The sequence below is a fragment of the Streptomyces purpurascens genome (assembly GCF_045040895.1).
GTDB lineage: Bacteria > Actinomycetota > Actinomycetes > Streptomycetales > Streptomycetaceae > Streptomyces > Streptomyces purpurascens.
Map to the genome: position 1 here is coordinate 3,960,191 of NZ_CP108341.1, position 14,103 is coordinate 3,974,293.

Below are 14,103 nucleotides of genomic sequence, written 5' to 3' on the forward strand. Positions count from 1 at the left end.
TCGTCGGCCGGAAGGGCGGACTGCGGACCGCCCGTGACCACGATCATTACGTGCGGAGGCCGGATGCACTAGGGCCGATCGGCCCAAGGCATGTCGGGGGCGGAGTACCGAGGCGCGTGCTGTCTCGGCCCTGCGGTAGGGCCCTTCGGTCCCGGCAGGGGACCTATGGCCCCTCCACCGCGACGGCCGGTGGAGGCGACGCTCGAGTCAAGACCTTCTACTCCGGAGGTGGAGACCATGTCCCGCACGATCACCGTGGGTCTGGACGGCTCGCCCGAGAGCCGCGCCGCCGCCGAGTGGGCTGCCCGCGAGGCGGCGCAGCGCCGCCTGCCGGTGAAGCTCCTTCATGTGCGGGAGCCGGCGCCGGAGCCCATCGCGCAGGCCCCACAGCTGGGTGTCGAGACCCAGCAGGACTGGGGCGAGGAGATTCCCCGCGAATCCGCGGAAGGTGTCGGTCTGCGTCACCCCGGCGTCGAGGTGACCTCCGAGCACCTGTCCGGCCACCCCGGCAAGGTGCTGGGCGACGCCGCCAGGGACGCCGAACTGCTCGTCCTGGGATCGCGCGGTCTGGGCGGCATCGGCGGGTTCCTGATGGGTTCGGTCGGACTGGCCGTGGTGGCGCGCGCCGAGCGGCCCGTGGTCCTGGTCCGGGCCGGTGAGCAGGCGGCCGACGAGCACGAGAGGGATCCGGCGGGCATCCCGTCGGCCGCGACGCGATACCGGCCGGTCGTGCTCGGCATCGACACCGACCACCTCGAAGCTTCGGTGATCGACTTCGCCTTCGACGCGGCCGCCCGGCGCGGGACCGCCCTACGGGCCGTGCACGGATGGCACCTGCCCTCGTGGTTCGTCTACGGCAGAGGCGCCGGCGACGTGTACCGGCATGACCAGGTCGTCCGCTCGCAGGCCACCGCGCTCACCGACGCACTGCGCCTGTGGAGGGACAAGTACCCCTCCGTCGAGGTGGTCGAGATGTCCCACTCGGGCAGCGCGGCGGCTCTGCTGATCGACGCCTCTCGCCAGGCATCGCTGGTCGTCGTGGGACGGCGGATCCGCCGCAGCCCGTTCGGGACGCACATCGGCTCCGTGACGCATGCCGTGCTGCACCACGCCGCCGCCCCCGTCGTCGTCGTTCCGCACGACTGACGCGTCACCGCCTCAGCAGCACGCCGACGGCGGTCGCCGTCCGTTCCGAACAGCACGCCAAGGAGGGATCAGGGCGATGAATCTGCCCGTCATCGTCGGCGTGGACGGCTCCGAGTCCAGTCTGCGGGCGGTGGACTGGGCGACCGACGAGGCCGCGCTGCGCGGGGTACCGCTGCGCGTGGTGTACGCGTCTTTGTGGGAGCGCTACGAACACGCCGTCTTCGCCGCGGGGCCGGGAAAGACGGAGCAGATCCTCACCGATGTGCTCGTGGTGGCCGCCGCCAAGCGGGCTCGGAGGCGGGTCCCGGACATGGAGATCGCCACCGAGGTCGTGCCCGAGGGGCCGGTGCCGGTACTCCGTCGCGCGGCGCGCGGTGCCTCCGCGCTGGTCGTGGGCTCGCGCGGCCGCGGGGGCGCCGCCGAACTGCTGCTGGGCTCGGTCAGCCTCGCCGTGGCCGGACAGGCCGACGGTCCGGTGATCGTGGTACGCGGTGACCACGACGACCGAGCCGGGCCCCCGGCGCGGGGCCGCCGCATCGTCGTAGGAGTCCCGGACCATGCCGCGGACTCGGCGGCCGTGCGTTTCGCCTTCCGGGAGGCGGCCCAGCGCGCGGTACCGCTGGAGGCCGTGCGGGCCTGGCACTGCACCGCGCACGAGACCGCCGACCACCTGCTGCTCGCCGGTGAACCCGCCCATGTGCACGAGCAGAGCGCCGTCGACGCCCTGGAAACCGGGCTCCACGCCCCGGCCGAGGAGTATCCGGCTGTCGAGGTGCGCCGCCGGACCGTCGAGGGCACCGCCCGCACCGTACTGCTCGACGCCTCAGCCGATGCCGCCCTCCTCGTGGTCGGCGCCAGACGTCCCCATGGCATCGGACTCCGGATCGGCCGCGTCACGCACGCCGTTCTGCACCACGCGGCCTGCCCGGTCGCGGTCGTCCCCGAACGGGCCTGACCGCATCGCGGCCGCGGCCCTCGACGCGGCGGGCCATAGGGCCGATCGGCCCCTGGCCGACCCCGGACAGCCCATGCGGCGTTTCCTCGATCCGCCGGATGCTCGAAGCGTCGAGAGGCTCGGAGGAGACCACCATGACGCACGACGTGCTCGACCGGCCCCCGGTCCACGCGCTGCTCGGGGACGGCACGACCGTGTGCATACGCGCCGTGCGGCAGGAGGACCGCGAGCGGTCGCGGGGCCTCCACGAGGAGATGTCCCCTCGCCGGAGCGTGTGTCGAAGTCCCGGAAGGCAGCTCGCACTTGAGCGTCGCCCTGGAGGTCGAGATGAACGGCACGCTTGCCCGGTCGGCGGCCATGGCGGCGGATCGGCGGCTCGCGGCGAAGAACCGCAGACGCAGGCAGCCGCCCCGTCGGCCTCCCGGCGCTGGAACACCTGCTCCAACGGCTGTCGCGGATGGCGAGCGATCTGCCGCAGCTCGCGGAGGCCGACCTCAACCCGCTCCTGGCGACGCCCGGAACGGTCACCGTGCTCTACGCCCGCGTGCGCCTGCTGCCGCGCCGGGCCCAGGACCCCTGTCTGCGCCGGCTCCGCTGAGCCGGCCGCGCCGGCCGCATCGGTCGGCCGGTCGGAACGCGAGAGCCGGACTGTGAGAGGAGGCGGATCATGATGGCGAAGAACGTGCTGGTCGCCTACGGAACGACGAACGGTTCGACGGCGGAGATCGCCGAGAAGGTCGCGGAGGTCCTGCGCAAGGACGGACTGACGGCCGAGGCGCGTCCCGCCCGGGGGGTGCCGAGCGCGGCGGCGTACGACGCCGTCGTGGTGGGTGGCGGGCTGTACGCCGGCCGCTGGCACAAGGACGCCCGCCGCTTCGTCCGGCGGCACGGCAAAGCCCTGGCCGAACGCCCGGTGTGGTTCTTCAGCAGCGGCCCGCTCGACCCCTCGGCCTCGGAGCGGGACATCCCACCCGTGCCCGGCGTGAAAAAGGCCATAATCCGGCTCGACGCCCGGGAACACATCACCTTCGGAGGCTGCCTGAAGGAGGGCGCGAAGGGCTGGGTCGCGCGGATGATTCTCCGTAGCGGAAAGGGCGGTGACTTCCGCGACTTCGAGCGGATCGAGACGTGGGCGGCGCGGATCGGCCAGGAGCTGACGAGCTGACTCCTGCGCCGTCCGCGCCGGCCGGATCGCGAGACACAGGGATCGTCCGTCCCGTTGCCTGCGGCCGTTGTCGTGGAGGCCGGGGTCCCGCACGGGCGACGGTCACCCCGCCGCCCGAGTCTCCGAGGCGTCCGCGGTCGGGGCACCGGCCACGCCCAGGGGCAGGCACCGAAGCACCTCGAAGACGCCCGCCAGCCCCGTGTGCCGCAGAATGCGCCGGAAACCGGCGCTGTCGGAGACCAGGCGCAGCCGACCGTGCCGGGCCAGCACGCGGTTCCGCGCCCGGCACAGGATCCCCAGCCCGGTGCAGTCGATGAAGACCACCGGACGCAGGTCCAGCACCAGGTCGGAGTGAGGGCTCGCCGTCAGCGGGTCGAGGCGCGCCGTCAGACCCGGTGCCGTGAGCAGGTCCATCTCGCCGGCCAGCGTCACGACGGTGCTCTCGCCGGCCGTGCGCTCCGCAGGAGACGGCGCGGACCTGAGCGGATTGTCGGCCATGGTCCGAGCAAAGCCGGACCGACGGATCCGCGGTAGGGCCGACCGGCCCAATTGCCGGCCGGGGTCGAAGCGCCCCTGGGGCTGAATCACCGACCGCCGGCCGCGGAAGAACCCGTCCGGACACCGGATGGGGCCGACCGGCCCATGCGCCTCCCACCGGCCCGCGCCATGCTGGAATCGCGGTGCTCTCCCGGCGCCGCGCCCGCACCGGAAGGTGGGAACGCCATGAAGGGCTACGTCTTCCACGGCCCCGGACAGTCCGCCTGGGAGGACGTCCCTGACCCCGGTATCAAGGAGGCGACCGACGCCATCGTGCGGGTCGACGCCGTCACCATCTGCGGAACGGACCTGCACATCCTCAAAGGCGACGTTCCCGAGGTACGCCCCGGCACGGTGCTGGGGCACGAGGCGGTCGGTGAGATCGTCGACGTCGGCGGGGACGTGAGCACGGTGCGGCCGGGAGACCGGGTACTGGTCTCCTGCATCACCGCCTGCGGCCGCTGCCGCTACTGCCGCGAGAGCATGTACGGCCAGTGCCGGGGCGGCGGAGGCTGGATCCTGGGGCACCTGATCGACGGCACCCAGGCCGAGTACGTCCGCGTGCCGTACGCCGACCTGTCCGTGCACCCGCTGCCCAGCGCCCTGGACAGCAAGGACGCCGTACTGCTGGCCGACATCTTCCCGACCGGGTACGAGGTGGGTGTGCTCAACGGGCATGTCCGGCCCGGCGACACCGTGGCCGTCGTGGGCTCCGGCCCCGTCGGGCTCGCGGCCATCGCCACCGCCCGGCTGTTCGCACCGGAGCGGATCGTCGCCGTGGATCTTGCCGCCGCCCGGCTGGAAGCAGCCAAGCGGCTCGGCGCGGACGCGGTGGCGGACGCCCGGGAAGCCCCCGAGCAACTGGTCTCGGACCTCACCGACGGGCTGGGCGCGGACGTGGTCGTCGAGGCCGTGGGCGTCCCGGAGACGTTCGAGCTCTGCACGCGCATGGTGCGGCCGGGCGGGCACGTGGCCAACGTCGGCGTGCACGGGAAGCCCGCGAGCCTGCATCTGGAAGACCTGTGGATCAAGAACGTCACCATCACCACGGGCCTGGTGGACACGTACTCCACCCCCACGCTGCTCCGGATGGCGGCGGCCGGCCGGCTGCCCACCGGGCAGCTGGTCACGCACACCTTCCCGCCGGCCCACATGGAGGAGGCGTACGACGTCTTCGGCCGGGCCGCGGACACCGGCGCGCTCAAGGTCGTGCTGGGCGAGGAGCAGCACGAGGAGATCGTCCCCATGGGGGCGGCCTGACGAAGGAGAGAGGTGCAGGACCATGACCGAACCGGCCTCGTCCCACGCTGTGGAAGGGCGCCCGATGGGCGATCTCGCGCGGCGGATCACCCAGCGCCGTACGGAACTCGGCCTGACCCGACAGGAGACGGCCACTCGAGCGGGCATGGCTCCGGCCTACCTCCAGTACCTGGAGGAGCGGCCCGCCGCGGACCCGGGCGCCGGCACCCTGCTCCGGCTCGCGGGAGCGCTGAAGACCACCGTGCGGCACCTGACCGGCGGCGACACCGAGCTGCCGCCCGGCCTCGGACGGGCCTCCCGCACTCCCCGGTTCACGGAGCTGACCGAGGCGGAGTGCCGCTCCCTGCTCTCGCCGCACGGCGTGGGGCGTCTTGCCGTGTCCACGGCCGCCGGCCCGGTCGTCATGCCGGTCAACTACAGCGTCGTCGACGGTGAGATCGTCTTCCGTACGGCCCCCGGCTCGACACCCGCCCAAGCGGCCGGCCACCAGGTCGCCTTCGAGGTCGACCGCATTGACGAGGCGTTCAGCGAGGGCTGGAGCGTGCTGGTACGCGGCCCCGCGAGGGCCGTGACGGATCAGGACGAGGCAGCCCGTCTCGAGGAGCAGGTGTTCAGCACGCCGTGGGCGGGTGGCCGGCGCGAGCTGTGGCTGTGCGTCGAGCCCGTCGGCGTCACCGGCCGCCGGATCACGGTCTGACACGACTTCAGTGGGGTCTCTGACACGACTTCAGTGTGGTCACTGTGGCTCGCTCGGAGCGGACGCCCCGAAGAGGTGGCACTCGACGTCCACCACACCCTCGACGGAGCGGACCAGACGGGCCGCGACGGGCACGAGGGAGGTGTCCCGGACGCGGCCGGTGAGGGTGACGACTCCGTCCCGCACGTCCACGCGGATGGGCTCGACCGGGGCGGGGAAGAGGCAGGCCACGACCTCGCGGCGGATCTCCTCGGCGAGTTCCTCGTCGGCTCGCAGGAAGACCTTTTCACGGCCGGGGAGCTCATCAGCTCCTCCGCCGTCACCGCGCCCGCCTTGGCCAGGTCGGACAGCCGGCGCCGCTGCGTACAGCGGTCCGGGTCGCTGTCCCGGAACTCCTCCTTGGGCAGCAGATCGGCCTCGGAGACGACCCCGATCACCCGGCCATCGCCCTCCAGGACGGGTACCGCGCTGACCTTCCACTGCTCCATGACCTCGACGATGTCCTTGAACAGGGCCTCACGGCCGATCGCCACGACGGTGTGCGTCATGACATCGCCGACGATGTGCGGGCTGCCATGCATGGTTGCTCTCCCGGGGACGGTCAGGTCGGTCAGCACCGCGGTGGGACATGGCTCATACCGAGCTCCCGCTGCCGTACGGGGCGTACAGGTCGAGCAACCGGACGCGCGACGCGTGCAGCCGGTGGGCGACCGCACGGCCGACCCAGACCGCGATCGCCCGGCCGAACTCGGCGTCCTGGGCGCACATCGCCCGCACGGTTTCCGCGTCGAACTCGAAGGCCCGCACCGGGCCCGTCGCTTCCCCGCCCAGGTGCCATACGTGCGGCGGGAAGTGCCACGACCAGCCGACCAGTTCGCCCTGTCCCAGGGACTCGACGACAGCGGCCCGCCGGCCCGGGACATGGAGGTCGAGCACGACGGTCCCCGTGCGCACGATCCAGAACCGCTCGGCGCGCCGGCCTTCCTCAAACAGGCGTGCACCCGCGTCGAAGGACACCTCGCGGGCGATGCGCATCAGCCGCTCGCGCGGTACGGCCGGGAGAGCCTCGGCCAGGTGGGTGGTGGAGGTCATCGCTCCGACTCCTTTCCGCCGGCCTTGCTGATATCAGCGTGTGCCGGACCGCTGCGGGGCACCACGGGCCGAACGGGCCGGGCAGGGGCCGGTCGGCCCCTCGTGTCCCGTCTCCACGCCTGCGACGGTGAGAGCGGATCTGCAGGCTGCCCGGTGACGAGGCGGTGGGAACGATGACGCTGGAACTGCCACTGATCGTGGGCGTCGACGGATCGGACGGCAGTCTGACGGCGGTCGACTGGGCGGTGGACGAAGCCGCCCTGCACGGTCTTCCGCTGCGGCTGGTCCATGCCTCCCTCTGGGAGCGATACGAGGGCGTCACGCCGTCGATCGGTTCGGACCGCCCGACGGGGCAGGTGCTGGCCGACCACATCGTCGCCTCCGCCGCGGAGCACGCCGGGCGGCGCAACCCCGATGTGAAGGTGTCCACCGACGTCATCCTGGCCGAGGCGGCGGACGCGCTCCTGCACGCTGGCAACAACGCCACCGCCCTGATCACCGGGTCGCGGGGCCGCGGCGAGCTGAAGGGACTGCTGCTCGGCTCCGTGGGGCTGGCCGTCGCGGCCCGCGCGCACTGTCCGGTGATCGTGGTGCGGGGCGACAAGGCCGGCCTGGCCGGTACCCACGAGCGGATCCTTCTCGGCGCCAAAGACCCCGCGACGAGCGGGGAGGCCGTTCGGTTCGCCTTTCATGAGGCCGAGGCCCGTGGGTGCGCTCTCGACATGGTCCGGGCCTGGTGCTGCCCCGCGCGCGAGGCCGACGACACGGCCGCGCTCGCCGAGGCACCTGACCGGTACCACGAGGAGCGGGCCCGCACCGAGCTCGACGAACTGTTGCGTGAGGCGTTGGCCGAACACCCGGGTGTCCGGGTGCGCCGTACGACGGCGGAGGGACCCGCCCGCAAGGTACTGGTGCACCTGTCGGCCGCGGCCGACCTCGTGATCGTCGGAGCGCAGCGTCGGCAGGGCCACTTCGGGCTCCAGCTCGGCAGGGTGGCCCACACGCTGCTGCACCACGCCCAGTGCCCCGTGGCCGTCGTGCCTCAGCGGGTCTGAGGGCCCCGCGCCGAAGAGCGCGGCGGGCCCGGCGAGGGAAGAATGGGAGAGCGTCGGGCCTCGCCGCCCCTTGCGCAGAGGAGACAGCCTCGTGACGGACCGGACGCGGGAGCACGAGGGGACCTGGGAGCACGAGGGGACCTGGGAATACGAGGGCTACCGTCCCGCGGACGAGCGGCTGAGGGAGTCGCTGTGCACCCTGGGCAACGGCCGCTTCGCCACCCGCGGGGCGCTGCCCGAGTGTGCGGCGGACGACATCCACTATCCGGGCACGTACGTGGCGGGCTGCTACAACCGGCTCACCTCCGAGGTCGAGGGACGCCGGGTCGAGAACGAGGACCTGGTCAACGTCCCCAACTGGCTCCCGCTGCGCTTCCGGCTCACGGACGGGGAGTGGCTCACCCCCGATACGGGGACCGTCCTGGACCACCGGCAAACCCTCCACCTGGACTCGGGAGTGCTGGAGCGCCGCACCCGGTACGCCCTCGGTCAGGGGCGAGCGCTGTCCGTACGGCAGCAGCGGCTGGTGCACATGGCCGACCCGCACCTCGCGGCGCTGCGCACCGAGTTCACCGCCGAGGACTTCACCGGTGAGCTGGAGGTCGAGGCCGCGCTCGACGGCGGCGTCACCAATGCCGGGGTGCCGCGCTACCGGGACCTGGACGGTCGCCACCTGACCCATGTGCACACCGGTACGGCGGCGCCCGGCACGATGTGGCTGCGCTGCCGGACCCGCACCTCGGACATCGGGATCGCCCTGGCCGCCCGGCTCACCGCCCCCGCGCCGGTCGTGGACCTGCGCCGGCCCTCGCGCACCGTGCAGCGCCTACGGCTGTCCTTGGCCCCCGGCCGTACCGCCACCGTCGACAAGTGCGTCGCCCTGCACACCTCGCACGACCCCGCGATCAGCGATCCGCTGCAGGCCGCCGTGGACCGGATCGACGCGGCGCCCGGCTTCGAGCAGCTGCTGGAGTCCCACCGCGGGGCCTGGAACCAGCTGTGGCGGCGGGCCGAACTCGATGTCCCCGGGGAAGCGGGCCCCATCCTGCGCCTGCACCTCTTCCACGTGCTCCAGACCCTCTCCCCGCACACCGCCGACCTGGACGTGGGCGTCCCGGCCCGCGGACTGCACGGCGAGGCCTACCGCGGGCACGTCTTCTGGGACGAGCTGTTCGTCCTGCCGTACCTGAACCTGCACCTCCCCGAGGTGTCCCGCGCACTGCTCCACTACCGCCACCGGCGCCTGGACCGGGCCCGCGCCGCGGCCCGGGCCATCGGCCGACGCGGCGCGCTGTATCCCTGGCAGAGCGGCAGCGACGGACGCGAGGAGACCCAGCAACTGCACCTCAACCCGCGCTCGGGCCGCTGGCTGCCCGACCAGACCCACCTTCAGCACCACGTCGGATCGGCGATCGCCTACAACGTGTGGCAGTACTGCGAGGCCAGCCGCGACGCGGAGTTCCTGCACGCCGAGGGCGCCGAGATGCTGCTGCACATCGCGCGGTTCTGGGCGGACTCGGCCACCTGGGACGAGAACCTCGGACGGCACCGTATCCGGGGCGTGGTCGGCCCCGACGAGTACCACGAGGCCTACCCCGGCGCCGAGCGGCCCGGCCTGGACGACAACGCGTACACCAACGTCACGGCCGCCTGGGTACTCACCCGCGCCCTGGAGGTGCTGCGCACACTGCCCGAGCCCCGCCGCCGAGAACTGGCCGAACGCACCGCTCTGGACGACGGTGAAGCGGACCACTGGGAGGACGTCTCCCGCACGCTCCACGTCCCCTTCCACAACGGTGTCATCAGCCAGTTCGAGGGTTACGGCGACCTGGCGGAACTCGACTGGGACGACTATCGCGAGCGGTACGGCGACATTCGGCGCCTGGACCGGATCCTGGAGGCGGAGGGCGACACCGTCAACCACTACAAGGCGTCGAAGCAGGCCGATGTGCTCATGCTCGGCTATCTGTTCTCGCCGGCCGAACTCCAGGGACTCTTCGCCCGGTTGGGCCACCCGCTGGACGAGGACACGTGGCGGCGGACGGTCGACTACTACCTCGGCCGCACCAGCCACGGCTCCACCCTCAGCGGCCTGGTCCACGGCTGGGTCCTGGCCCGTTGCCGACGCGCCGAGGCATGGACGTTCTGCCAGGAGGCCCTGCGTGGCGACATCGCCGACCTGCAGGGCGGCACCACCGGCGAGGGCATCCATCTGGGCGCCATGGCCGGCACCCTCGACCTGGTCCAGCGAGGTCTGACCGGCCTGGAGACCCGCTCCGGTGCGCTGTGGCTGGACCCCGTTCCGCTGCCCGAGCTGTCCTCGTACGGCTTCTCCATCAGCTACCAGGGCCACTGGGGCATAGAGCTGCGGCTGACGAGCGGACGACTGGAGATCGCCGTGCCACCGTCCGACCTCATGCCGATCGACATCGAACTGCCCGACCGCACGGTCAGCGTCCAGCCGGGGGAAACGTGCCGGCTGCTCCTTGCGGACTGAGACTGAACCTGACGGGGGGTGCGTGCCTGCGACGCTGCAAAAACCTACATAAGCTGACACAAATCACACGACAGTCCCGCCATCCTCCTCGTCTGCTCCTGTACCGACGACGCTCGCCTGCGCGCATCCGCTACGCTGTCTGTGGTCGGTCTTCGGTACGTCGCGTTGTCTGCTCAGGTGACACTGCGGAGGACGTCGCACCATGCCTGACCAGCGGGCTTGTGATCCTGGCTGAAGATCCACTTCCTGGATGTTCTCCAAGGCTCTCTGCAGGCCCCCGCCTTGCCTTCGTAGCTCAGGGGATAGAGCACCGCTCTCCTAAAGCGGGTGTCGCAGGTTCGAATCCTGCCGGGGGCACCAGCGCAAAGGCCCCGGACCGATCATGGTCCGGGGCCTTTGACATGCGCCTCTGACATCAACGCGGGCGGTCGACGGCTCCCCTCGCTTCGGCTACCAGCGGACGGTCTGGCCCTCCGGGGTAACGGTGACGGTGAACTCTTCCAGCTCCGGTGCGCCGGCGGCGTACCAGCGGCCGAGCTGTTCTTCCACGCGGTCCCACAGCCCCTCCGGTCCGCCTTGCCGGACGAGCCACCGGCCGCCGTCCTCGTACACCGCGGCCCACGAACCGGAGTCGACGTCGACCAGGACGTTCTCGGTGCGCCCGTCCCGCTGCATCGTCAGCCGTTGGGCGCCCGGCACGGCGAGCTGTGTGACGAAGCGTGCGCTCCAGTTGTTCAGCACGTCGGCCCCGGTGACGGTCTCGCGTTCCTTGCCGTCGTCGAGGTCGGGGAGCATGCCGAGCGGGGGCGGCAGCTGCGGCCGGGCGAGCATGAAGGAGATCTGTCCCCCGAGCAGTTGGCCGTGGGCCACCCCGTCGTCGCCGACGGTGAGCCGGGCCAGCTCCGAGGCATACAGCCACCCGCACAGGGTGGCCAGGATGACTCCGCCCGGTGCGGTCTGCTCGATCCAGGCGTGCGGTACCTCCAGCACCCCGCAGGTGGCGACCAGCCGGTCGTACGGGGCCCCCTCCTTGTGCCCGGCGAGGCCGTCACCGACTACCAACTCGGGGAAAAAGCCGCAGGAACCCAGGGCAGCACTCGCCCTGCTGGACACCTCCGCATCCACCTCCACCGACGTCACCAACTCGTCTCCGAGTCGGTGGCACAGCAGCCCGGTCGAGTAACCGGTGCCGGTGCCGATTTCAAGCACCCGGTTGCCGTCGTCGACCTGGAGCTCTTCCAGCATCCGCACGACCAGGCTCGGCATGGTGCTGGACGACGTGGGGGTGCGCATGATCTCACCGCGGATGTCGCCCGGCACGACGGTCCCGGCGATCTGGGTGACCAGAGACTCATCCGCATAGCAGCGCTCCAGCCAGCCTGCGGTGCCGGGCAAGACCGGCCGCCAGGCGGTCGGTGCGGAGCCTTTGACCTGATCGAAGAAGCCGCCGCGCAGGAACTCATGGCGGGGCACGGTTTCGACAGCCGCGCGCCACGGCGAGGTACGCAGGAAGCCGCCATCGGCGAGTCGACCCGCCAGCGCATGGCGATGGGCTGCGGAGTCCACGAGGGTCATCAGCGCATCTTCCTTTCCAGCAGGTCGGCCATGGCCGCGAGCATCGGCAAGCCGGTCTCCGGTTCCAGCCAGTACCACTGCCCGGACGGGTTGCACTCCAGGAACCACCATTGCCCCTCGCGGTCGATGGCGAAGTCGAAAGCGCCGAAGACGAGGCCGAAGCGGGCCAGGTATGCGTGCAGAGCGTCGACGATGCCGGGCGGCGGACCGGACACGGAGTAGCGCAGACGGCTGTAGTCAGTGCGCCAGTCCAACAGGTCCGAGTCGATGCGGACAGGGAACACCTGGTCACCGATGACGGTCACGCGTACGTCCGCGGTCTTCTCGATCCGCTGCTGGAACAGGTGCGCGGTGCCGGAGACGGCCTCATCGATGTCGTCGGCCGCCACCTCGGCGACCTCCACGGTGCAGGAGACCCCGTCGATGCGGTACAGCGGCGCCGACAGAGGCTTGTAGATCACGGGTGCGTGTTGCTTGATGAACGACCGCGCGGCATCCGGGTCCGAGGTGATGACCGTCGGCGGGAGATGGAACCCCGCAGCCGCAGCGGCGGCCAGGCCGGACGGTTTGAACTCGGCGTCCCCAATGCGGTGCGGGTGGTTGACGTACAGGCAGCCGGGAAGCGACGCGAGGACTCCCCCCAGACCGTAGCGGGCCTGAGCGACCGCGAACTGGGCGTCCTGCTCGTCCAGGTGCGGGAAGGTGAAGCCGGAAGGCCGACGGTAGTACAGGGACCGGACCTGTGGCAGGTCGGCAGTCCGTGACGGCGTGGACAGCGTTCCTTCCACGCCGTTCGACGTGATCGTGGCCGTGAGCGACAGGGCGTGAGGGAAGTCCCCCGAGTCGAACCGCACGACCGGGACACCCCGGTCGTGCAGCGCGCTGATCACCACGTCGGCCGTGGGGTCGTCCAGATTGGTGACGACCAGCACCGGACCGAGATCGCTCACTGGTCGGTGTCGTTCCCGGTGTCCTGGTCACCGCCGCCGCTGCCACCGCCGCCGGAGCCGTCTGACGGGTTACCGGTGTTGGTCGCCGGATTCGTGCCACTGCTGGTGCCGTGCTTCCCCATCTCCAGCACATGGCCGTCGGAGTCGAAGTAGCGAGCCGTCTGGGTGGTTCGGTCGAGCTCCACGCGAGCGTAGCCCGGCGCCATCGCCGGATATGGAGCCATGCGCCGCACGCCCCAAGGGGACGGCGTGGCCGCGCCGGACGGCAGAGGCGTCCCGGTCGGGAGCCGATCGGAGTGAGCGAACAAGAGTTCTTCCTCTCTTCTTCAATTGCTTGACGAGCCCACCCCGGCGCTCGACCTGTCCAGGGTTTGGGGGTCGGGGGGCGGGAGTCTCCTTGGGTCAGGCGCCGCGGCGCGCGTCCCGGCATTCCCTGCTCAGCCGTACGGCTTCCGGGCACGTCAGCCGAAGGTTCGCGGCCTGGTCATCAGCGGCCGTGCACGTCGGGCACGTCATGCAGTGGTCCGCCAGGCGCTCGAACGCGGCTGCCCAGGGGGCGTCGACGGACGACGGATACTCGCGGCCGCTCATGCCTCCGGCTCCGCGGGCATGCAGTGCCGTCCGGCGGCGATCAAGCGGGCGACCTCGACGGGCGAGCACAGCGCCGAGGGCAAGTCCATGGGCGCCGACCAGTAGGTGGCGCGGGGACGAGTCCATTGCACGGCGTCCACCCTCGGCACGCCGAGGTAGCTGCCGCGGCCCAGGCAGTCAACGTCCATGGCCCGCCAGTCGTCGAGCGCCTGGTACCAGGTTCTGGGCATGCTCGCGGGGACCAGGGCGTAGTACCGGCGGAAGCGCGGATCGCAGATGACCGGGCCGCCGTCGAGGGTCTCGCGCAGGAACTGGTCCAACTTGGGGGCCTCGGTGATGCCAGTCAGGGCGACGAGAAGGCGGCCGGGGATCCGCACAGCGGAGAACAGGGTGCCCAGCGGCAGCAGCGTCACCTGGTGCTGGTCCCATTCCAGCCGAGCGCGGTCACGACTCGGTGCCGGAAGTGTTGCCAGCAGCCAGTGCTCCGAGGCCAACCGCCGGTCAGCGGTGGGATGAATGAGCACGCCGGGCGCAGCCTCGATCGGCCGTAACGCCGGATGGCTGTGATCGCTGTTCATGCTCG

Annotated in this window: 14 protein-coding genes, 1 tRNA gene and 2 pseudogenes; 9 read left to right on the forward strand and 8 right to left on the reverse strand. The window is 71.5% G+C overall.

All coding sequences use genetic code 11. From position 1 onward, the window contains the following. The first annotated feature begins 237 nt into the window (after positions 1-237). The 4 genes and pseudogenes from OHU35_RS17890 (at position 238) to OHU35_RS17905 (ending at position 3,266) form a co-directional block, all read left to right on the forward strand. Positions 238-1,146 carry a universal stress protein gene (locus tag OHU35_RS17890; protein WP_189726873.1) on the forward strand — a complete coding sequence of 303 codons (909 nt, stop codon included), beginning with the start codon at positions 238-240 and terminating at the stop codon, positions 1,144-1,146. A gap of 76 nt (positions 1,147-1,222) precedes the next feature. Continuing rightward, positions 1,223-2,101, forward strand: coding sequence for a universal stress protein (locus OHU35_RS17895; protein WP_189726874.1), 879 nt, complete (start codon positions 1,223-1,225; stop codon positions 2,099-2,101). Between the two features lie 400 nt (positions 2,102-2,501). Then, a pseudogene (locus tag OHU35_RS17900) lies at positions 2,502-2,699 on the forward strand (acetate--CoA ligase family protein); the annotation flags it as partial. Positions 2,700-2,771: 72 nt separating this feature from the next. After that, positions 2,772-3,266, forward strand: a complete 495-nt coding sequence (locus tag OHU35_RS17905) for a flavodoxin domain-containing protein (protein ID WP_189727067.1) — start codon at positions 2,772-2,774, stop codon at positions 3,264-3,266. Between the two features lie 102 nt (positions 3,267-3,368). Here the strand turns inward: OHU35_RS17905 and OHU35_RS17910 are convergent, their stop codons facing one another. Next, positions 3,369-3,764 (reverse strand): STAS domain-containing protein, encoded by a 396-nt coding sequence (locus OHU35_RS17910; RefSeq protein WP_189726875.1) that lies wholly within the window; start codon positions 3,762-3,764, stop codon positions 3,369-3,371. Between the two features lie 225 nt (positions 3,765-3,989). On the opposite strand from OHU35_RS17910, the gene OHU35_RS17915 reads away from it, so the two are divergent. Together OHU35_RS17915 and OHU35_RS17920 are read left to right on the forward strand one after the other, a co-directional pair. Further along, positions 3,990-5,063 (forward strand): zinc-dependent alcohol dehydrogenase family protein, encoded by a 1,074-nt coding sequence (locus OHU35_RS17915; protein WP_189726876.1) that lies wholly within the window; start codon positions 3,990-3,992, stop codon positions 5,061-5,063. A 22-nt stretch (positions 5,064-5,085) separates the two neighbouring features. Further along, the gene (locus OHU35_RS17920; RefSeq protein WP_189726877.1) at positions 5,086-5,760 is read left to right on the forward strand and encodes a pyridoxamine 5'-phosphate oxidase family protein; all 675 of its coding nucleotides are present in this window, start codon (positions 5,086-5,088) and stop codon (positions 5,758-5,760) included. Between the two features lie 39 nt (positions 5,761-5,799). Here the strand turns inward: OHU35_RS17920 and OHU35_RS17925 are convergent. Both OHU35_RS17925 and OHU35_RS17930 read right to left on the reverse strand, forming a co-directional pair. Next, positions 5,800-6,341: pseudogene (locus OHU35_RS17925) on the reverse strand (BON domain-containing protein). A gap of 52 nt (positions 6,342-6,393) precedes the next feature. Continuing rightward, a complete protein-coding gene (locus OHU35_RS17930; protein WP_405505933.1) occupies positions 6,394-6,852 on the reverse strand; it encodes a cyclic nucleotide-binding domain-containing protein in 459 nt (152 codons plus the stop codon). Between the two features lie 173 nt (positions 6,853-7,025). Here OHU35_RS17930 and OHU35_RS17935 point away from each other — a divergent pair, with 173 nt between their 5' ends. From OHU35_RS17935 to OHU35_RS17945, 3 genes are all read left to right on the forward strand, one after another. Next, the gene (locus tag OHU35_RS17935; RefSeq protein ID WP_405505935.1) at positions 7,026-7,907 is read left to right on the forward strand and encodes a universal stress protein; all 882 of its coding nucleotides are present in this window, start codon (positions 7,026-7,028) and stop codon (positions 7,905-7,907) included. A 91-nt stretch (positions 7,908-7,998) separates the two neighbouring features. Beyond that, on the forward strand, positions 7,999-10,404 hold the full coding sequence (locus OHU35_RS17940) for a glycoside hydrolase family 65 protein (RefSeq protein WP_405505937.1): 2,406 nt from the start codon (positions 7,999-8,001) through the stop codon (positions 10,402-10,404). A gap of 284 nt (positions 10,405-10,688) precedes the next feature. Then, positions 10,689-10,764: transfer RNA gene (locus OHU35_RS17945), tRNA-Arg, on the forward strand. Between the two features lie 90 nt (positions 10,765-10,854). Here OHU35_RS17945 and tgmC read toward each other — a convergent pair. The 5 genes from tgmC to OHU35_RS17970 form a co-directional block, all read right to left on the reverse strand. After that, a complete protein-coding gene (gene tgmC, locus OHU35_RS17950; RefSeq protein WP_405505938.1) occupies positions 10,855-11,979 on the reverse strand; it encodes an ATP-grasp peptide maturase system methyltransferase in 1,125 nt (374 codons plus the stop codon). Continuing rightward, on the reverse strand, positions 11,979-12,929 hold the full coding sequence (gene tgmB / locus OHU35_RS17955) for an ATP-grasp ribosomal peptide maturase (protein WP_405505939.1): 951 nt from the start codon (positions 12,927-12,929) through the stop codon (positions 11,979-11,981). The genes tgmC and tgmB overlap by 1 nt, the downstream gene beginning before the upstream one ends. Further along, positions 12,926-13,237: a putative ATP-grasp-modified RiPP gene (gene tgmA, locus OHU35_RS17960; protein WP_405505941.1), complete on the reverse strand. Its 312-nt coding sequence runs from the start codon at positions 13,235-13,237 to the stop codon at positions 12,926-12,928. Before tgmA ends, tgmB begins: the two co-directional genes overlap by 4 nt. A gap of 94 nt (positions 13,238-13,331) precedes the next feature. Continuing rightward, the gene (locus tag OHU35_RS17965; protein ID WP_405505942.1) at positions 13,332-13,520 is read right to left on the reverse strand and encodes a hypothetical protein; all 189 of its coding nucleotides are present in this window, start codon (positions 13,518-13,520) and stop codon (positions 13,332-13,334) included. Next, a complete protein-coding gene (locus OHU35_RS17970) occupies positions 13,517-14,098 on the reverse strand; it encodes a hypothetical protein (protein ID WP_405505944.1) in 582 nt (193 codons plus the stop codon). The genes OHU35_RS17965 and OHU35_RS17970 overlap by 4 nt, the downstream gene beginning before the upstream one ends. Between the last annotated feature and the right edge of the window lie 5 nt (positions 14,099-14,103).